Consider the following 18632-nt stretch of genomic DNA (forward strand, 5'->3'; position numbering starts at 1 on the left):
GATGGAATCGCCGGCCAGCGGCCGGCACTACCGATCGCCCTAGCCCGGCAGGTACAGGTCCACGTAGTCGGTCACCGGCATTGCCGCCAGGGCCACCGGGTCCAGCGATGTGGCCAGGATGCGCTGCTGCTGGCTGGTCGGGAAGCGGTGGGCCAAGTGCCGGCGGAACTTGTCCATCAGCAGCGGAATGCCTTCCTCGCGACGGCGGGCATGGCCGAGCGGGTACTCCACCAGCACCTCGGGCAGCTCGGTGCCATCGGTGAAGCGCACGCTCAGGCCGTTGGCGATGCTGCGCTTGTCAGGTTCCAGGTAATCGGCGCTGAGCTGCGGGTCTTCATGGCAGGTCATCTTCGCGCGCAGCGCATCGATGCGCGGATCCGCCGCCACATCGTCCTCGTAGTCCTCTGCCACCAGCCGCCCATGCAGCAATGCGATGGCGACCATGTACTGCACGCAGTGGTCGCGGTCGGCCGGGTTATGCAGTGGGCCCCGCTTGTCGATGATGCGGATGCAGGCTTCCTGGGTCCGGATCGCGATGTGCGCGATGTCCTCGACCCGCCGCCCCATCGCACGCAGCTGCTGGTGCAGCGCGACCGCCGCCTCCACCGCCGTCTGGCCGTGGAACTCGGCCGGGTAGCTGATCTTGAACAGCACGTTCTCCATCACGTAGCTGCCCAGCGGTCGCCCCAGCGTCAGTGCCTGACCGCGCATGGACACGGCCTCGAAGCCCCAGGTTGGCGCGCTGAGCACGCTGGGATAGCCCATCTCACCACTGGCCGCCATCAAGGCCAGGCGCACGCCACGGCTGGTCGCATCGCCGGCCGCCCAGCTCTTGCGCGAGCCGGTGTTGGGAGCGTGCCGGTAGGTGCGCAGCGCTTGGCCATCGACCCAGGCCAGTGACAGCGCATTGAGCATGCGCTCGCGGTCCAGCCCGAGCAGTTGGGCGACCACGGCCGTGGTGGCCACCTTGACCAGCACCACGTGGTCCAGCCCCACCCGGTTGAAGGAGTTCTGCAGCGCCAGCACGCCCTGGATCTCGTGCGCCTTGATCATCGCCAGCAGCACATCGTGCACGGTGGGCGGCGGACGACGCAGGGCCTGCGCGTTGCGCCCCAGCCAGTCGCAAATAGCCAAGATGCCGCCGAGATTGTCGGAAGGATGGCCCCACTCGGCAGCCAGCCAGGTGTCGTTGAAATCCAGCCAGCGCACCATTGCGCCGAGATTGAAGGCGGCCTGCACCGGGTCCAGCACGTAGTGCGTGCCCGGCACGCGCGCGCCGTTGACCACGCTGATGCCCGGCACCAGTGGACCGAGCAGCTTGCTGCAGGCCGGGAAAGAAAGTGCCTCCAGTCCGCACCCAAGCGTATCGAGCAGGCAGTGGTGCGCGGTCTGGAACGCCAGCGGTGAGTCGATGCGCGCGTCGCGCACGTAATCGACGATGTCCACCAGCAGCGCATCCCAGGCTGCACGCTCGTTGGATGGGGTGTGGCTGTCGGACATCGTCGATCTCCTCTTCAGAAGCAGGTCAGGCCGCGCCTCCCGGTAATCGCCAACCCAGGTTGGCGCTGGACCGTACCCGGGCGGTGCCAATGCAATGCCAACCAAGGCTGGCATCCACCAGAGCATGTGATGCCGGCGCCGTTCGGCTGGTTACTCGGCCGGTACCCGCACCTTGCCTTCCATCAATACGCGGGCGCTGCGGCTCATGATGGCCTTGGTCACTGTCCACTGGCCGTCAACGAGACCTGCCTGCGCACCCACGCGCAACGTGCCCGAGGGATGACCGAACGTCACCGCTTCGCGTTCGCCGCCACCGGCGGCGCGATTGACCAGCGTGCCCGGGATCGCCGCCGCAGTGCCGATCGCTACGGCGGCGGTACCCATCATCGCGTGGTGCAGCTTGCCCATCGACAACGCGCGCGCATGCAGGTCGATCGCCGAGGCCGGGATGGCCTTGCCACTGGACGACACATAGTCCTGAGCCGGTGCAACGAACGCCACCTTCGGCGTGTGCTGGCGCGTCGCCGCGTCCTCCAGGTTCTTGATCAGACCCATGCGCAAGGCGCCGTAGGCGCGGACCTTCTCGAAGCGCTCCAGCGCTCCCTTGTCCTCGTTGATCGCCGGTTGCAGCTCGATACCGGTGTAGCCGAGGTCGGCGGCGTTGAGGAAGATGGTCGGGATGCCGGCGGTGATCATGGTCACCTCGAAGCTGCCCACGCCGGGCACGTCCAATGTATCGACCAGATTGCCGGTCGGGAACATCGCGCCCGCATCACCGTCATCGGACGGATCGATGAATTCCAGCTGGATCTCGGCCGCCGGGAAGGTCACGCCATCCAGCTCGAAATCGCCGGTCTCCTGCACTTCGCCATCGCGCATCGGCACGTGGGCGATGATGGTCTTGCCGATGTTGGCCTGCCAGATGCGTACGGTGCACAGGCCATCGCGCGGCACCCGGGCCGGATCGATCAGCCCATGGGCGATCGCGAACGGACCCACCGCGGTGCTGAGGTTGCCGCAATTGCCGCTCCAGTCGACGAAGGCGGTATCGATCGAGACCTGGCCGTACAGGTAGTCCACATCGTGGTCCGGCACAGAAGCAGTGGAGATGATCACGCATTTGCTGGTGCTGGACGTTGCACCGCCCATACCATCGGTCTGCTTGCCATACGGATCGGGCGAGCCGATCACGCGCATCAGCAGCGCATCGCGTGCGGCGCCCGGCACCTGCGCGGCCTCGGGCAGGTCCTGCAGGCGGAAGAACACGCCCTTGCTGGTGCCACCGCGCATGTAGGTGGCGGGAATACGGAGTTGCGGGAGGAAGGTCATGGATCAGTATCCTGGATGCGACGAACCAATATCGGGGTTGAGCTTCTCGTCTTCGAACAGTGCTTCCATGCCCCGCGAAGCATTCCAGATGCGCACGATGGAAACGTGCGCAGGTAGCTCCACGTAGTAGATCAGGTAGCCGTTGAAGCGACGAACCGGATGAAAACGCAACGGCGCTGGCAGCGAGGGCAATAGACCCGCATGCAGTGCGGAACCAGCACCCGGGTGGGCCTCGATCAGCTTTACAACGGATTCCACCGCATCGATGAAGCCGATTTCCAGCACTTCTCCGCCTTGATCTGCATACCAGCCTGCTGCCTGGTCAAGATCTCGAACCGCTGCGGGGGACCAGTGCGAGGGCTTCACTTGCGGTTCCGTGCACGCTCACGCAGCTTGTCGAAGTGATCCGGCGCCAGAGGCGCCGAAGGTCCCGACGCCAGCCCCTCGGCAATCAGCTGCTTGAGCAGTTCTTCGGCCTTGCTGCGCTGGCGCTGGCGGATCAGGTCACGCACATAGTCCGACGTACTGGAGTAGCCGCCTTCGCGCACTTCTTCGTCCACGAACTGCTTGAGCGGATCGGTCAGCGAAATGTTCATGGTGGCCATGAAACTCTCCTTTGGCAGTTTTTGCCAAGCCAGTGTGCGCCCTGCCCTGGGGTCGGACAAGCCCGCCCCCGGCCTCCGGGGGCGGGCATTCAGCCGGCTATCACGCCACCTTGGCGCCTTCCAGGAAGTCCTGGGCGAAGCGCTGCAGCACGCCGCCGGCCTCGTAGATCGCCACTTCCTCGTCGCTGTCCAGGCGGCAGGTGACCGGCACCACCACGTCCTGGCCGTCACGGCGGTGGATGACCAGGGTCAGCTCGGCACGCGGGGTACGCTCGCCGATCACGTCAAAGGTCTCGGTGCCATCGATCCCCAGGGTCAGCCGGGTGGTGCCCGGCTTGAACTCCAGCGGCAGCACGCCCATGCCGATCAGGTTGGTGCGGTGGATGCGCTCGAAGCCCTCGGCCACGATCGCCTCCACGCCGGCTAGGCGCACGCCCTTGGCGGCCCAGTCACGCGAGCTGCCCTGGCCGTAGTCGGCACCGGCGATGATGATCAGCGGCTGCTTGCGCTGCATGTAGGTCTCGATCGCCTCCCACATGCGCATCACCTTGCCTTCCGGCTCCACGCGCGCCAGCGAACCCTGCTTCACGCTGCCGTCGTCATTGCGCACCATCTCGTTGAACAGCTTCGGATTGGCGAAGGTGGCGCGCTGCGCGGTCAGGTGGTCACCGCGATGCGTGGCGTAGGAATTGAAGTCCTCTTCCGGCAGGCCCATCTTCGCCAGGTATTCGCCGGCGGCACTGGACGCCAGGATCGCGTTGGACGGCGACAGGTGGTCGGTGGTGATGTTGTCCGGCAGCACCGCCAGCGCGCGCATGCCTGCCAGCGTGCGCTCGCCGGCCAGTGCGCCCTCCCAGTACGGAGGACGGCGGATGTAGGTGCTCTGCGGGCGCCAGTCGTACAGCGGGCTGACCGCGGCGCCGTGCTCCACGCGCACGTTGAACATCGGGTTGTAGACCTTGCGGAACTGCTCGGGCTTCACCGAGGCCTTCACCACCGCGTCGATCTCGGCATCGCTGGGCCAGATGTCCTTCAGGCGCACTTCGTTGCCGTCGGCGTCCACGCCCAGCACGTCCTTCTCGATATCGAAGCGGACGGTGCCGGCGATGGCATAGGCGATCACCAGCGGCGGCGAGGCCAGGAAGGCCTGCTTGGCGTACGGATGGATGCGGCCATCGAAGTTGCGGTTACCCGACAGCACGGCCGTGGAATACAGGTCACGGTCGATGATTTCCTGCTGGATCTTCGGATCCAGCGCACCACTCATGCCATTGCAGGTAGTGCAGGCGAAGGCGACGATGCCGAAGCCGAGCTGCTCCAGGTCCGGCAGCAGGCCGGATTCTTCCAGGTACAGCTGGACGGCCTTGGAACCCGGCGCCAGCGACGACTTCACCCACGGCTTGCGCTGCAGGCCACGTGCGTTGGCGTTGCGCGCCAGCAGTGCGGCGGCGATCACGTTGCGCGGATTGGAGGTGTTGGTGCAGCTGGTGATGGCCGCGATGATCACCGCGCCATCGGGCATCAGGCCCTGCGCCTGCTCGGCCTTGCCCGCTTCCAGCTTGGCCTCGTCGGCGATGCCGCGCTCGGCCAGCTCGGCAGTGGCCACGCGCTTGTGCGGGTTGGACGGGCCAGCCATGTTGCGCACCACGCTGGACAGGTCGAAGCGCAGCACGCGCTCGTACTGCGCGGTCGCCAGATCGTCGGCCCACAGACCGGTGGTGCGTGCGTAGTTTTCCACCAGCGCTACCTGCGACTCCTCGCGCCCGGTCAGGCGCAGGTAATCGGTGGTCTGCGCGTCGATGTAGAACATCGCGGCGGTGGCCCCGTATTCGGGGCACATGTTGGAGATGGTGGCACGGTCACCGATGGTCAGTGCCGCGGCACCCTCGCCGAAGAATTCAAGCCACGCGCCGACCACGCGTTCCTTGCGCAGGAACTCGGTCAGCGCCAGCACCACGTCGGTGGCGGTGATGCCCGGCTGCGGGCGGCCAGTCAGTTCGACACCGACGGTGTCGGGCAGGCGCATCCACGACGCGCGGCCCAGCATCACGTTCTCCGCTTCCAGACCACCCACACCAATGGCGATCACACCCAGCGCATCCACGTGCGGGGTGTGGCTGTCGGTGCCCACGCAGGTATCCGGGAAGGCCACGCCGTCCTGCACGTAGATCACCGGAGACATCTTCTCCAGGTTGATCTGGTGCATGATGCCGTTGCCCGGCGGAATCACATCCACGTTCTGGAATGCCTGCTTGGTCCAGTCGATGAAGTGGAAACGGTCTTCATTGCGACGATCTTCGATCGCGCGGTTCTTCTCGAACGCCTGCGGATCGAAACCACCGCACTCCACCGCCAGCGAGTGATCGACGATCAGCTGCACCGGCACAACCGGGTTGACCTTGGCCGGGTCGCCACCCTTGTCGGCGATCGCATCACGCAGGCCGGCCAGGTCCACCAGCGCGGTCTGGCCGAGGATGTCGTGGCAGACCACGCGCGCCGGGAACCACGGGAAATCGAGGTCGCGACGGCGCTCGATCAGCTGCTTCAGCGAATCGCCGAGCGTGGCCGGATCGCAGCGACGCACCAGGTTCTCGGCCAGCACGCGCGAGGTGTACGGCAGGGTGGCGTAGGCGCCGGGCTGGATCGCATCGACAGCGGCACGCGCGTCGAAATAATCCAGCGCGCTGCCGGGGAGGTTCTTGCGGTAATCGGTATTCATGGGCTGGCGGAGTACTTGGGGCGGGCCGGGTGCCGGCGGTGCGGCGGCGAAAGCACCCGGCCGGCACGCGGCCGGCCGGATGGGTACGGCAGGTGGATCAGACGCGCTTGTCGATGGCGACGAAGTCGCGGTCTTCCGGACCGATGTAGTTGGCGCTCGGGCGGATGATCTTGCCGTCGATACGCTGCTCGACGATGTGCGCGCTCCAGCCGGCGGTGCGAGCGATCACGAACAGGGGAGTGAACATCGCGGTCGGCACGCCCATCATGTGGTAGCTGACGGCGCTGAACCAGTCCAGGTTCGGGAACATCTTTTTGATGTCCCACATCACCGATTCCAGGCGCTCGGCGATGTTGTACATCTTCATGCTCGACTGCTCTTCGGACAGCTCGCGGGCCACGTCCTTGATCACCTTGTTGCGCGGATCGGAGACGGTGTAGACCGGGTGGCCGAAACCGATCACCACTTCCTTGCGCTCGACGCGGGCCTTGATGTCTTCCTCGGCCTCATCGGGACTGTCGTAGCGCTTCTGCACTTCGAACGCCACTTCGTTGGCGCCGCCGTGCTTCGGACCGCGCAGCGCGCCGATGCCACCGCAGATCGCGCTGTACATGTCGCTGCCGGTGCCGGCGATGACGCGGCAGGTGAATGTCGAGGCGTTGAACTCGTGCTCCGCGTACAGGATCAGCGAGGTGTGCATCGCCTTCACCCACGATTCCTGCGGCTTCTCGCCGTGCAGCAGGTGCAGGAAGTGGCCGCCGATCGAGTCATCGTCGGTTTCCACGTCGATGGCACGGCCGTTGTGGCTCCAGTGGTACCAGTACAGCAGCATCGAACCGAGGCAGGCCATCAGCTTGTCGGCGATGTCACGCGCGCCCGGATGGTTGTGGTCGTCCTTCTCCGGCGCCACGCAGCCGAGCACGGACACGCCGGTACGCATCACGTCCATCGGGTGTGCCGACGGCGGAAGCTCTTCCAGCGCCGCCTTCACCGCAGCAGGAATGCCACGCAGCGACTTCAGTTTCGCCTTGTACGAAACCAGCTCGGCGCGGGTCGGCAGCTTGCCGTGCACCAGCAGGTAGGCGATTTCCTCGAACTCGCTGGTGTTGGCCAGGTCCAGGATGTCGTAGCCACGGTAGTGCAGGTCGTTGCCACTACGGCCCACGCTGCACAGCGCGGTGTTGCCGGCAGCGGTGCCGGACAGGGCGACGGACTTCTTCGGCTTGAAGGTCGGGGTTGCGGTCGTGTCGTTCATGTTTCCCTCCGAAAACTTGATGGTGCAGGGTACTGTTTATTTCTTGGCGGCGAACAGTGCATCGAGCTGCTGCTCGAAGGCGTGGTAGCCGATGCGGTCGTAGAGTTCTTCGCGGGTCTGCATGGTCTCCACCACATTGCGCTGGTGGCCATCGCGGCGCACCGCCTGGTAGACGTTCTCGGCGGCCTTGTTGGCCGCACGGAAGGCCGACAGCGGGAACAGCTGGATCGCAACGCCGGCAGAAGCCAGTTCATCGCGGCTGAACAGCGGGGTGGCGCCGAATTCGGTGATGTTGGCCAGCACCGGCACCTTCACCGCGTCGACGAAGCGGCGATAGGTGTCCAGGTCGTAGGCCGCCTCGGCGAAGATGCCGTCCGCACCGGCCTCGACACAGGCGATGGCGCGCTCGATGGCCTTGTCCACGCCGTCCACCTGGATGGCATCGGTACGCGCGATCAGGAAGAAGTCCGGATCGGTCTTGGCATCGGCAGCCGCCTTCACGCGGTCGACCATTTCACCCTGCGAGACGATTTCCTTGCCCGGGCGGTGACCGCAGCGCTTGGCGCCGACCTGGTCTTCGATGTGGCAGGCGGCCGCGCCGGCCTTGATCAGCGACTTCACGGTGCGCGCGATGTTGAACGCGCTCGGGCCGAAGCCGGTGTCGATGTCGACCATCAACGGCAGGTCGCAGACATCAGTGATGCGGCGCACGTCCACCAGCACGTCTTCCAGGGTGTTGATGCCCAGGTCCGGCAGGCCCAGCGAGCCCGCGGCAACACCGCCGCCGGACAGGTAGATGGCGCGGAAGCCGGCGCGCTTGGCCAGCAGGGCGTGGTTGGCGTTGATCGCGCCGATCACCTGCAGCGGCGATTCGGCAGCCAGCGCCTCACGGAAGCGGGCACCGGCGGAGAAAGGAGTGGAAGCGGTCATGCGGCAATCCAGGTTGAAGTACGGGAAAGAGAGCGCAAGCACCATGCCAAGCTGCAAGCCGTTGATTTCACGGGAATGACGCCCATGCAACAGTGAAACATATGAAACATTGAAACAGATGTATCATGAAACACCCCATCCAACGCGCGCCGCCATGTACCTGCCCCGCTCGCCCCTGCGCCACGCCGATGCCGACCCCAGTCGGCCGGTGATCTGGACCGTCAGCGTCTCGCGGCTGACCGGTCTTCTCGGCGACGTCATTCCCGAGTTCGATCGCCGCGCGCGTATCGAGCAGATCAACCTCGGCTTCGAGGAAGCGGTGGACGTGATCGGCCAACGACTGCGCCGCGAGCACTGCGACGTGGTCATCGCCGGCGGCTCCAACGCGGCCTGGCTGCGCAGCCGGCTGGAGCTGCCGCTGGTGCCGATCCAGGCCAACGGCTTCGACCTGATGGAAGCCTTGGCGCGCGCACGGCGGATCGCCGGCCGTATCGGCCTGGTCACCCACGCCAGCGACGTGCCGGTGTTCAGCAACTTCCAGCAGAGCTTCGGCCTGGACATCGAGCATCGCCGCTTCGTCACCCGCGAGGACGCCCGCGACTGCATCGCCGACCTGCGCGCCAACGGCATCGAGGTGATCGTCGGCACTGGCATGGCCATCGACCACGCCGAACAGGCCGGACTGCCCGGCGTGCTGCTGTACTCGGCAGATTCGGTACGGCAAGCGTTCGAGCACGCGTTGGAACTGACCCAGACCCTGGCCCGCTCCGGCGGCAGCCGGCCCGCGCCGCGCCGCCGTGCCGCACCGCGCAGCGATGCCCACGACCTGCTCGGCGACAGCGAGGCCATGGCACAGGTGCGCGCACAGATCGCGCTGTACGCCCCGCATGACAGCACCGTACTGGTCACCGGCGAAACCGGCACCGGCAAGGAACTGGTGGCGCGCCAGCTGCACGCCGCCAGCGGACGCCGTGGCCGCTTCGTCGCGCTGAACTGTGGCGCGATCAGCGAATCGCTGCTGGAAGCGGAGCTGTTCGGCTACAGCGATGGCGCCTTCACCGGCGCACGGCGTGGCGGCCGCGTCGGCCTGGTCGAGGCCGCTGACGGCGGCACCCTGTTCCTGGATGAAATCGGCGAACTGCCGCTGCCACTGCAGACCCGCCTGCTGCGGGTGCTGGAAGAACGCGAGGTACTGCGTGTCGGTGCCACCGAACCGACCCCGGTCGACCTTCGCGTGGTGGCCGCGACCCTGCAGTCGCTCGAGCAGCGCGTGGCGGCCGGCAGCTTCCGCCGCGACCTGTATTACCGCCTGGCCGCGCTGCGCATCGCCCTGCCCGCGCTGCGTGCCCGGCGCGGTGACATCCCGCTGCTGGCGCAGCATTTCTTCCGCCAGCTGCGTGGTATCGACGCGCCACTGGATGCGGAGGCACTGGCGGTGCTGACCACCGCCGAGTGGCCCGGAAATGTGCGCGAATTGCGCAATCTGGTGGATCGGCTGCGCATCCATTGGCAACCTGGTGAGGGGCTGATTGATGCCGCGCGACTGCTGCAGCTGGCACCCGAGCTGGTGAATGAGGGCGCCGCTGCGCTACCGGTGGAAAGCAACGGCAAGCGGCCGCCGCGTGCGCAGTTGGAAACGCTGTTGCAGGAACACCGCAATGACCGCGAGGGCATGGCGCAGGCGCTGGGCGTCTCACGCACCACACTCTGGCGCTGGCTGCGCGCGGCGGGATTGTAACGTCCTGCCATCTGGCTGGTGCACACCGATCTCTGGCCGGGGCGAACCGATGCCGATGTCTGTTGAGGGCAACCCGATGCCTGGGCGGTGCGAAGCGATCCCCGGTGGGTGCGAACCTTGGTTCGCACCGCTTTTCCCAATCACCCCATCCACGCACGGCGTGGATCTACTGGAGCGTCCAGGCGCTACAGCACGCTCGTCGGCCGGGCGCGGAATAAAGTGCAATCAGCGTGCCCAACGCGCTTCGATCGCGAACCGTCCACTCCCCACTGCGGCAATCCATAACAGCAACACACCCAGCGGCACTTCGCTCAGGTAGAAAAACCAGCTCAACCAATCCGGCACGCTCAGTCCCGCAGGAATGCGCGCGATGCCATCGGTCAGCGCCGCCACCGCACAGATCCCCGCCAGCAGCAGGGCCGAAGGCCGGCTGAGCAGGCCCACCACCAGCAGGCCGCCCGCAATCCATTCAATGCAGCCGAGTACCGGCGCACTGAACACCGGGAACGGGATCCCCGCATCAACCAGCGTATGCACCATGCGTTCGCGGCCCGCATCGGTGAACACCTTGTTCCAACCGGACACGCAGAACATCACCCCGGCGACGATGCGGGCGATCAACAGCAGGAACGCTTCCACGCCGTGACGCGGCGGCGGCACCGCAAACAGGCAACGCCAGGAGGGCATGGCAACTCCGGAAGTCGAGATCATCCATCGGAGTGTGCCGGTTATGGGCCTGCTCACAGATGAAGCAAGCCGGTCCATTTGCGACAGCCTGCTCTTGTGGAGTCGAGCCCTGCTCGACTGCCTCATGCGTCGGAGCAGCAGCCGAGCATGGCACGGCTCTACAACCGCCGTGCGTCGGCCAGCAGAAGCTCGATCTCCTCCACCTGCACCACCGGCACCTGCCACGGATGATGCGGCACGATGCCCTGTTCGAAGATGCGCTGCAGCCGCTGCGGATCGCGCGGCAGGCAGAATTCCAGGCGTACGCTGTCGACCACTTCGGTGCGCCCCGCCTCACCCTGCACGGGCGACGCACCCACGCGCGGGCGGAACTGTTCGAACCCCGGCGCCGACCACCACATACCGTGCTCGTAGTCGCCGGCCGCCAGCGCATCCACCGCCAGGATGCCCTGCTTCACAGCGCCCAGTGCTGCCGACGGCACGAACACCACTACGCGGTACAGCGCCACGCGATTCACGCCGATGGCTCCAGCGGCATGCGGAAATAGACGACCCGTTCGGTCTCTTCGAAGCCGCAGGCCCGATGCGCGGCGTGAGCCTGCACGTCTTCCACGCGACTGTCCGAAGCCAGTTCGCGGCAGCCCGCATCGCGCGTCCACGCCTGCACCGCCGCCAGCAGGGCGCGACCGACGCCGCGGCCTTGCCACTGCGGCTGCACGTACCAGCCCTCCAGGAACCCCACCGGCGAAGACTCGGTGCCGTTCACGTAGTCATGGCGCAGGCGCACTTCAGCGAAACCAACCGCCTCGCCATCCGCCGCACAGGCCAAGAACACAGCACCTTCGGCATCTGCCAGCGACTGCGCCAGTTCCTCCAGCGGATCATCGGCATCAGGCCACAGGCCGAGACGCAACTGCGCCCACGCGGCCGCATCGGCCGGCGTGGCCTGGCGGATCGTGGGCGCACTGTCGATCACGGGTACAGCAGGCGCTTGCTCCAGCGCCCTTCGGCACCGGCTTCATAGCACCAGCGTTCGTGCAGGCGGAACTGCGCGCCGTACCAGAACTCGATGCGGTCGGGCACCACGCGCAGGCCGCTCCAGCCCTCCGGGCGCGGCACGTCCTTGCCCTCGAAGCGGGCTTCGACCTCGGCCACGCGCGCATCGAATTCCTCGCGCGTTGCCAGCGTCTTCGACTGCTGCGAGGCCCACGCGCCGATCTGGCTCATGCGCGGGCGGCTGGCGAAATAGGCATCGGCTTCGGCGTCGGCGACCTGCTCGACACGGCCTTCAATGCGCACCTGGATACCGGCCTCGCGCAGGCTGCGCCACAGGAACAACAGCGCGGCCTGCGGATTGGCCTGCAGCTCCTGGCCCTTGTGGCTGTCCAGGTGGGTGTAGAACACGAAACCACGCTCATCGAACGCCTTTAGCAGCACGGTACGTGCAGAGGGACGGCCGTGCGTATCGGCGGTGGCCACGGTCATCGCGTTCGGCTCGACCTCGCGGCTCTGTTTGGCCTCTTCGAACAGGCCGGCAAACGTGGACAGGGCTTCGGCGTACAGGTCGCTCATGATTGCGTTCTTCTCACACGGATTGGGCTATTGTGGCTGCATGGCCGCTGCTGCGTATATGCCCCAGGTGAAAGGATTCCCCGAAACATTGGCCGAACAGGTGCTGGACGATGCACTGGGCAACGCTGCAGCGGTTCCAGTATTGGCGATCAGCGGCCTGCAGGGGAGCGGCAAATCGACGCTGGCCGCGCAGGTGGTGGCGCGCGCCCAGTCGCGCGGCCTGAACGCCGCCACGCTGTCCATCGATGATGTCTACCTGACCCGCGCACAGCGGCAGCGGCTGGCCCGCCAGGTGCACCCGCTGCTGATCACGCGCGGCCCGCCGGGCACCCATGACCTGCCGTTGGCCCATGCAGTGCTGGACGCCGTGGCCACACGCCAGCCCTTCGCGATGCCACGCTTCGACAAGCTGGCCGATGAACGCCTGCCCGAAGCGCACTGGCCGCAGCTGCAACGACCGCTGGACCTGCTGGTCTTCGAAGGCTGGTTCCTGGGCACCCCCGCGCAGGATGAGGACGCGCTGGACAGCCCGTTGAACGCACTGGAGCGCGAAGCCGACGCCGATGGTCGCTGGCGGCGCTGGTGCAACCAGGCGCTGGCCCGCGACTACCCGGCGCTGTGGCAGCGCTGCGACCGCCTGTGGTTCCTGCAGCCACCGGATTTCTCGGTGGTACCGCGCTGGCGCTGGCAGCAGGAGCAGAACCTGCAGGCCGCGCAGCCGGGCCGGCACGGCATGAGCCGGCCACAGCTGGAGCGCTTCGTGCAGTACTACGAGCGGGTCAGCCGCCAGGCGCTGCATGCCCTGCCCGCCCTGGCCGACCACGTGGTGGTGCTGGACGGCCAGCGACAGGTGCAGGACGTGCGCTGAGCGCGCCTATTCCACCAGGAAGGTCACCCGCAGGTTGACCCGCCATTCGGTGATTTCGCCGCTGCCATTGGTCACCACCTTGGTCTCGTTCACCCAGGCGCCCTGGATGCCCTTGACCGTCTCGGAGACCTTCTTCAGACCGCTGCGCACGGCGTCCTCCACGCTCTTCGGCGAGGAGGCGGTGATTTCGATGACCTTGGCGACCGTCATGGCCTGTACTCCGGTTGGCGCGGGAAACCCCGCAGGAACGCCTACCCTGACGTGAAGGACGTAAAGGCCAGGGCACGGAGGTGTTAGCATCACAGGGCATGAATCCTGCTCCGAACCTGATCCTGATCGGCCCGATGGGCGCCGGCAAAACCTGCATCGGCCGCCGCCTGGCCGAGCGCTTCACGCTGGACTTCGTCGATGTCGACCAGGCCATCGTCGATGCCGCCGGCGCCAGCATCCCGACCATTTTCGAGCACTCCGGCGAAGCCGGCTTCCGCAGCCATGAACGCGAGGCGCTTGCCCGCGTGCTGGAAGGTCGCGGCCAGCTGGTCTCCACCGGCGGCGGCGCGGTGCTGGATCCTGGCAACCGTGCGTTGATCGCCCAGCGCGGCTTCGTGGTCTACCTGCGGGTCAGCGTGAACGCGCAGCTGGAACGCCTGGCCCGCGACAAAGGCAGGCCGCTGCTGCAGCGCCCGGACCGTGAGCAGGTGCTGCACGATCTGGCCGCGCACCGCGACCCGCTGTACCGCGAACTGGCCGACATCACCCTTGATACCGACCCGTACACCGCTGCCGACGCGACCGCCCACCTGGTGGTCAAGCTGGCCACGCAATGGCAGCGCCAGGACCTGACCCCATGACTTCCCCCGCCCTGCTGCAGGTCGCCGTCGGCGGCGACCGCCCTTACTCCATCACCATCGGCGCCGGTGCGCAGGCAGACGGCATCGCGCTGGCCTCGCATGTGCGTGGCCGCCACGTGCTTTTGCTCAGCGACAGCGAAGTGGCCCCGCGCTATCTGGATGCCGTGAAGCAGACCCTTCTGACCGCACGCCCCGACCTGATCGTCGGCGAGCATGTGCTGGCCGCGGGCGAAGCCTCCAAGACGCTGGCCGAATTCGGCCGTGCCATCGAAGCGCTGGCCGCGCTTGGCGCCACCCGCGACGCCTGCGTGTTCGCCCTCGGCGGCGGCGTGGTCGGTGATCTCGCCGGCTTCGCCGCGGCCTGCTGGATGCGCGGCGTGGACTGCGTGCAGCTGCCGACCACCCTGTTGGCGATGGTCGATTCGTCGGTGGGCGGCAAGACTGCGGTCGACATCCCGGCCGGCAAGAACCTGGTCGGCGCGTTCCATCCGCCGCGCGCGGTGATCGCCGATACCCGTGTGCTGGCCACCCTGCCGCCGCGCGAGCTGCGTGCCGGCCTGGCCGAAGTGGTGAAGTACGGCGCGCTGGGTGATGCCGTGTTCTTCGAATGGCTGCAGCAGCATGCCGATGCGCTGCTGGCCGGCGAGGATGCGGTACTGGCCGAAGCCATCGCGCGCAGCTGCCGGCACAAGGCTGCCATCGTCGAGCGTGATCCGTTCGAGAAGGGCGAGCGCGCCCTGCTCAACCTCGGCCATACCTTCGGCCATGCCATCGAGACCGAGCAGGGCTACTCGGCCCCGGGCCGCGATGCACTGAACCACGGCGAAGCGGTCGCGGTGGGCATGGTACTGGCCGCGAAGCTGTCCACTCACCTGGGCCTGGCCGACGATGCCGATCGCGCACGCCTGCAGGCGCTGCTGGAACGGCTCGGCCTGCCGGTGTCGATCCCGGCCGGGCTGGACCCGCAGGCCCTGCTCGGCCGCATGCGGCTGGACAAGAAGAATGTGGCCGGCCGCCTGCGCCTGGTGCTGTGGCGCGGCATGGGCCGCGCCGAAGTGGTGCCGGACGTGGATGAGGCGGCGGTGCTGAAGGTGCTGTCGGCCCGGTAGTGCCGGCCGCTGGCCGGCAACGTCAGCAACGAGGAAGCCGGCCAGCGGCCGGCACGACCGCGTTGCGGCCGGGGTCACCCTGGCCCCGCTACAATCGGCCCATGCACGTCTACCTGCAACATCCCGACGCCGGTGCGCAGGCACCGCGCTTCCTGCGCCTGAGCCTGCAGCCGGACCTGTTCGGCGGCTGGGAGCTGCTGCGCGAGAGCGGCCGCGTCGGCAACCGCTCGCAGCTGCGGCGCGAGCTGTTCCTGCAGGCCGACGAAGCCCGTCATGCCTTCGAGAAGGCCCGCGATGCCGAACTGCATCGCGGCTTCCAGATCCTCTCGCACGGCGACTGACGCCGCTGCCAACTTTCGTCCAAGGAATGCCTATCGTGACCAGCCCTCTCCGCAACGATCGCCTGCTGCGCGCCCTGCGCCGCGAACCGGTGGACTGCACCCCCGTCTGGCTGATGCGCCAGGCCGGCCGCTACCTGCCGGAGTACCGCGCAACCCGGGCCAAGGCCGGCAGCTTCCTGGCCATGGCCAAGAACCCGGAGATCGCCTGCGAAGTCACGCTGCAGCCGCTGCGCCGATTCCCGCTGGACGCAGCCATCCTGTTCTCGGACATCCTCACCATTCCCGATGCGATGGGCCTGGAGCTCTACTTTGTTGAAGGCGAAGGCCCGAAATTCCGTCATCCGGTGCGTGACGAAGCGGCCATCGCCCGGCTGGCGGTACCGGACATGGAGCAGGACCTGGGCTACGTGATGGACGCGGTACGCCTGATCCGCCGCGAGCTGGACGGCCAGGTACCGTTGATCGGCTTCTCCGGCAGCCCCTGGACACTGGCCTGCTACATGGTGGAAGGCGGCGGCAGCAAGGATTTCGCGCGCATCAAGGCAATGGCACTGAACCATCCGCAGGCCCTGCACCGCCTGCTGGAGGTCACCACCGACGCGGTGATTGCGTACCTGGGCGCGCAGCGCGCGGCCGGTGCGCAGGCGCTGCAGGTGTTCGACACCTGGGGCGGCGTGCTGTCGCCGGCCATGTACCGCGAGTTCTCGCTGCGCTACCTGCAGCGCATCGCCGAGGGCCTGGAGCGCGGCGAAGGCAGCGAGCGCACGCCGCTGATCCTGTTCGGCAAGGGTACCGGCCTGCACCTGGAAGCGCTGTCGCAGACCGGCGCCGATGCACTGGGCCTGGACTGGACGCTGGACCTGGACGAGGCGATGCGCCGCACCGGTGGCCGCGTCGCGCTGCAGGGCAACCTCGACCCGACCACGCTGTACGCCTCGCCGGATGCGATTGCCGCAGCCGCAGCGCGGGTGCTCGACACCTACGCCGCCGGCAATGGCGGTTCGCGCGAGGGCCACGTGTTCAACCTCGGCCACGGCATGTCGCCGGACATGGACCCGGCCCACGTGCAGGTGCTGGTCGACGCGGTGCACGCGCACAGCCAGCGCTGAGCATTCGGCATACGGTTGCGGCGCGATGTTGATCGCGCCGTGACCCACAGTGCGCGATCATGGCATCCCCCACGCTGCACCGGCCGCACCCCATGTCCACATCGCCATCGACCTACAACCGCCAGCGCCCCCTGCTGTGGCTGGTGTCCTTGGCGATCTTCATGCAGATGCTGGACTCGACCATCGTCAACACGGCATTGCCGGCGATGGCGGCCAGCTTGGGCGAAAGCCCGCTGCAGATGCAGTCGGTGGTGTTCAGCTACGCGCTGGCGGTGGCCACCTTCATTCCCGCCTCGGGCTGGATCGCTGACCGCTACGGCACCCGTCGCACCTTCCTGGTGGCGATCATTCTGTTCACCCTCGGCTCGCTGGCCTGCGCGCTGGCCCAGCACCTGCACCAGCTGGTCGGTGCGCGCGTGCTGCAGGGCATCGGCGGCGCAATGCTGTTGCCGGTCGGCCGGCTGGCAGTGATGCGATCAGTGCCGCGCGAGGATTTCCTGCGCGCGATGAGCTTCATTGCCATCCCGGCCCTAGTCGGCCCGCTGATCGGCCCCACGCTGGGCGGCTGGCTGGTGGAGATCGCCTCGTGGCACTGGGTGTTCCTGATCAACCTGCCGATCGGCGTGATCGGATTCATCGCCGCGATGAGGATCATGCCCGACCACTACGCCAGCCATCGCACCCGTTTCGACCTGCGTGGCTACATCATGCTGGCCTTCGCGATGGTGGTGCTGTCACTGGCGCTGGACGGCATCTCCGGACTGGGCACGCCACACGCGCTGGTGATGCTGATGACCGTTGCAGGGCTGGCGGCGCTGGTGGGTTACTGGCTGCACGCTGCCAATTCGACGGCGCCGTTGTTCTCGCTGGCGCTGTTCCGCGTACCCAGCTACCGCATCGGCATTCTCGGCAATCTTTTCTCGCGCATCGGCAGCAGCGCCATGCCGATGCTGAGCCCGTTGCTGCTGCAGGTCGGCCTGGGCCTGGGCCCGATGAACGCCGGCCTGATGATGGTGCCGGTGGCAGCCGCCGGCATGGTCTCAAAGAAACTGGCGGTGAAGCTGGTGGAGCGCTACGGCTACCGCCGCGTGCTGATGGTCAACACCGTGCTGGTGGGCCTGGCGATGGCCAGCTTCATCCTGATGACACCCGGCCAGCACTTGGCCTGGCGCCTGTTGCAGCTTGCGTTCTTCGGCGCGGTCAATTCGCTGCAGTTCACCGTGATGAACACCGTGACCCTGCGTGACCTGGACCGCGAGTTCGCCAGTTCCGGCAACAGCCTGTTGTCGATGGTGATGATGCTCGCGGCTGGCTTCGGTGCTGCTGCGGCCGGCAGCCTGCTGGCCGCGTTCGGCAACCACCTGGACGGCAACAGCGCGACTGCCGCGTTGCACGCCACCTTCCTGTGCGTCGGCGCGATCACCCTGACCTCGACGATGATCTTCTGGCAGCTGCCCGATACCAAGCCGGAGCCACGGCAGGTCGAGCACGTTGCGGAGTGAGGGTGGTTCGGCAGGGCCTGCGGCCCTGCACCTGCAGAGGCTTCAAGCCAAGGCAACAGCCGAAGCAAAAGCTGGCGTCCTAAGGGATGGCGGGGTGGATCCGGTTGCGGGAGACGCAGTAAACCCATCCCTGGGGGCTTGGCCGCGGCATCCATGCCGCGGACACTCCCGCAACCGGACCCACCCCGCCTTCGACAGAATTCTGCGATCTGCAGTAGATCCACGCCATGCGTGGATGCCTTTCGATCTCAATTCGACATATTCGATCTCGATAGAGATTCATCCACGCATGGCGTGGATCTACCCGATCGCGAAAATCTGTCAGAGGTGGGGCGGTGTGGGCGCAGGACCGTTGGCGCCATGGATGGCGCCATCGAGCCCCCATGGTGAAGTGACCCCCGGGAGTTGGACGTCAGATCCAACCCCGAGGGATACATGAACAGATATGACGCACGTTTCAAACTGCAGGTCGCCAAAGAGGCCTGCAAGACCTCCACATCGGTCAAAGCCATTGCCC

Annotated in this window: 19 protein-coding genes; 7 read left to right on the forward strand and 12 right to left on the reverse strand. The window is 66.9% G+C overall.

What is annotated here, in order from left to right; translation table 11 throughout:
- Nucleotides 1–39: 39 nt before the first annotated feature.
- From AC5P9N_RS19660 to prpB, 7 genes are all read right to left on the reverse strand, one after another.
- Complete coding sequence (locus tag AC5P9N_RS19660; RefSeq protein ID WP_099484597.1) at nucleotides 40–1500, reverse strand: bifunctional 2-methylcitrate dehydratase/aconitate hydratase; 1461 nt, start codon at nucleotides 1498–1500, stop codon at nucleotides 40–42.
- 150 nt (nucleotides 1501–1650) lie between these two features.
- Complete coding sequence (gene prpF / locus AC5P9N_RS19665) at nucleotides 1651–2829, reverse strand: 2-methylaconitate cis-trans isomerase PrpF (protein ID WP_099484598.1); 1179 nt, start codon at nucleotides 2827–2829, stop codon at nucleotides 1651–1653.
- A gap of 3 nt (nucleotides 2830–2832) precedes the next feature.
- Nucleotides 2833–3195, reverse strand: coding sequence for a type II toxin-antitoxin system RelE/ParE family toxin (locus AC5P9N_RS19670; RefSeq protein ID WP_005414161.1), 363 nt, complete (start codon nucleotides 3193–3195; stop codon nucleotides 2833–2835).
- Nucleotides 3192–3434, reverse strand: coding sequence for a type II toxin-antitoxin system ParD family antitoxin (locus AC5P9N_RS19675; RefSeq protein ID WP_005410653.1), 243 nt, complete (start codon nucleotides 3432–3434; stop codon nucleotides 3192–3194). The genes AC5P9N_RS19670 and AC5P9N_RS19675 overlap by 4 nt, the downstream gene beginning before the upstream one ends.
- Before the next feature lie 100 nt (nucleotides 3435–3534).
- A complete protein-coding gene (gene acnD / locus AC5P9N_RS19680; protein WP_099484599.1) occupies nucleotides 3535–6153 on the reverse strand; it encodes a Fe/S-dependent 2-methylisocitrate dehydratase AcnD in 2619 nt (872 codons plus the stop codon).
- A gap of 97 nt (nucleotides 6154–6250) precedes the next feature.
- Entirely contained in the window at nucleotides 6251–7408 is a 1158-nt protein-coding gene (gene prpC, locus AC5P9N_RS19685) for a bifunctional 2-methylcitrate synthase/citrate synthase (protein ID WP_005410655.1), read from the reverse strand.
- 36 nt (nucleotides 7409–7444) lie between these two features.
- Nucleotides 7445–8338 carry a methylisocitrate lyase gene (gene prpB / locus AC5P9N_RS19690; RefSeq protein ID WP_010482769.1) on the reverse strand — a complete coding sequence of 298 codons (894 nt, stop codon included), beginning with the start codon at nucleotides 8336–8338 and terminating at the stop codon, nucleotides 7445–7447.
- 154 nt (nucleotides 8339–8492) lie between these two features.
- Between prpB and prpR the strand changes: the two genes are divergently transcribed.
- The gene (prpR, locus tag AC5P9N_RS19695) at nucleotides 8493–10076 is read left to right on the forward strand and encodes a propionate catabolism operon regulatory protein PrpR (RefSeq protein WP_088436312.1); all 1584 of its coding nucleotides are present in this window, start codon (nucleotides 8493–8495) and stop codon (nucleotides 10074–10076) included.
- 225 nt (nucleotides 10077–10301) lie between these two features.
- Here the strand turns inward: prpR and AC5P9N_RS19700 are convergent, their stop codons facing one another.
- The 4 genes from AC5P9N_RS19700 to pdxH all read right to left on the reverse strand — a co-directional run bounded on the left by AC5P9N_RS19700 (nucleotide 10302) and on the right by pdxH (nucleotide 12335).
- Nucleotides 10302–10763 (reverse strand): DoxX family protein, encoded by a 462-nt coding sequence (locus tag AC5P9N_RS19700; protein WP_099484600.1) that lies wholly within the window; start codon nucleotides 10761–10763, stop codon nucleotides 10302–10304.
- Nucleotides 10764–10921: 158 nt separating this feature from the next.
- Nucleotides 10922–11281, reverse strand: a complete 360-nt coding sequence (locus AC5P9N_RS19705; protein ID WP_059035121.1) for a YqfO family protein — start codon at nucleotides 11279–11281, stop codon at nucleotides 10922–10924.
- A complete protein-coding gene (gene aac(6')-Iz / locus AC5P9N_RS19710; RefSeq protein WP_099480907.1) occupies nucleotides 11278–11739 on the reverse strand; it encodes an aminoglycoside N-acetyltransferase AAC(6')-Iz in 462 nt (153 codons plus the stop codon). The genes AC5P9N_RS19705 and aac(6')-Iz overlap by 4 nt, the downstream gene beginning before the upstream one ends.
- Entirely contained in the window at nucleotides 11736–12335 is a 600-nt protein-coding gene (gene pdxH / locus AC5P9N_RS19715) for a pyridoxamine 5'-phosphate oxidase (protein WP_005414153.1), read from the reverse strand. Before pdxH ends, aac(6')-Iz begins: the two co-directional genes overlap by 4 nt.
- Before the next feature lie 40 nt (nucleotides 12336–12375).
- Between pdxH and AC5P9N_RS19720 the strand changes: the two genes are divergently transcribed.
- Nucleotides 12376–13203 (forward strand): hypothetical protein, encoded by an 828-nt coding sequence (locus AC5P9N_RS19720; RefSeq protein WP_005410662.1) that lies wholly within the window; start codon nucleotides 12376–12378, stop codon nucleotides 13201–13203.
- A 6-nt stretch (nucleotides 13204–13209) separates the two neighbouring features.
- Here the strand turns inward: AC5P9N_RS19720 and AC5P9N_RS19725 are convergent, their stop codons facing one another.
- Complete coding sequence (locus tag AC5P9N_RS19725; RefSeq protein WP_005410663.1) at nucleotides 13210–13413, reverse strand: dodecin family protein; 204 nt, start codon at nucleotides 13411–13413, stop codon at nucleotides 13210–13212.
- Between the two features lie 98 nt (nucleotides 13414–13511).
- On the opposite strand from AC5P9N_RS19725, the gene AC5P9N_RS19730 reads away from it, so the two are divergent.
- From AC5P9N_RS19730 to mdtD, 5 genes are all read left to right on the forward strand, one after another.
- Nucleotides 13512–14054, forward strand: coding sequence for a shikimate kinase (locus AC5P9N_RS19730; RefSeq protein WP_012481014.1), 543 nt, complete (start codon nucleotides 13512–13514; stop codon nucleotides 14052–14054).
- Nucleotides 14051–15163, forward strand: a complete 1113-nt coding sequence (gene aroB, locus AC5P9N_RS19735) for a 3-dehydroquinate synthase (protein ID WP_043034513.1) — start codon at nucleotides 14051–14053, stop codon at nucleotides 15161–15163. Before AC5P9N_RS19730 ends, aroB begins: the two co-directional genes overlap by 4 nt.
- Before the next feature lie 101 nt (nucleotides 15164–15264).
- On the forward strand, nucleotides 15265–15504 hold the full coding sequence (locus AC5P9N_RS19740; RefSeq protein WP_005410666.1) for a WGR domain-containing protein: 240 nt from the start codon (nucleotides 15265–15267) through the stop codon (nucleotides 15502–15504).
- A gap of 26 nt (nucleotides 15505–15530) precedes the next feature.
- Nucleotides 15531–16613 carry a uroporphyrinogen decarboxylase gene (hemE, locus tag AC5P9N_RS19745; RefSeq protein WP_012481016.1) on the forward strand — a complete coding sequence of 361 codons (1083 nt, stop codon included), beginning with the start codon at nucleotides 15531–15533 and terminating at the stop codon, nucleotides 16611–16613.
- 92 nt (nucleotides 16614–16705) lie between these two features.
- Nucleotides 16706–18115 carry a multidrug transporter subunit MdtD gene (gene mdtD / locus AC5P9N_RS19750; RefSeq protein ID WP_495223878.1) on the forward strand — a complete coding sequence of 470 codons (1410 nt, stop codon included), beginning with the start codon at nucleotides 16706–16708 and terminating at the stop codon, nucleotides 18113–18115.
- The last annotated feature ends 517 nt before the right edge of the window (nucleotides 18116–18632 follow it).

Source organism: Stenotrophomonas sp. YJH_SMC_6, from assembly GCF_059371335.1.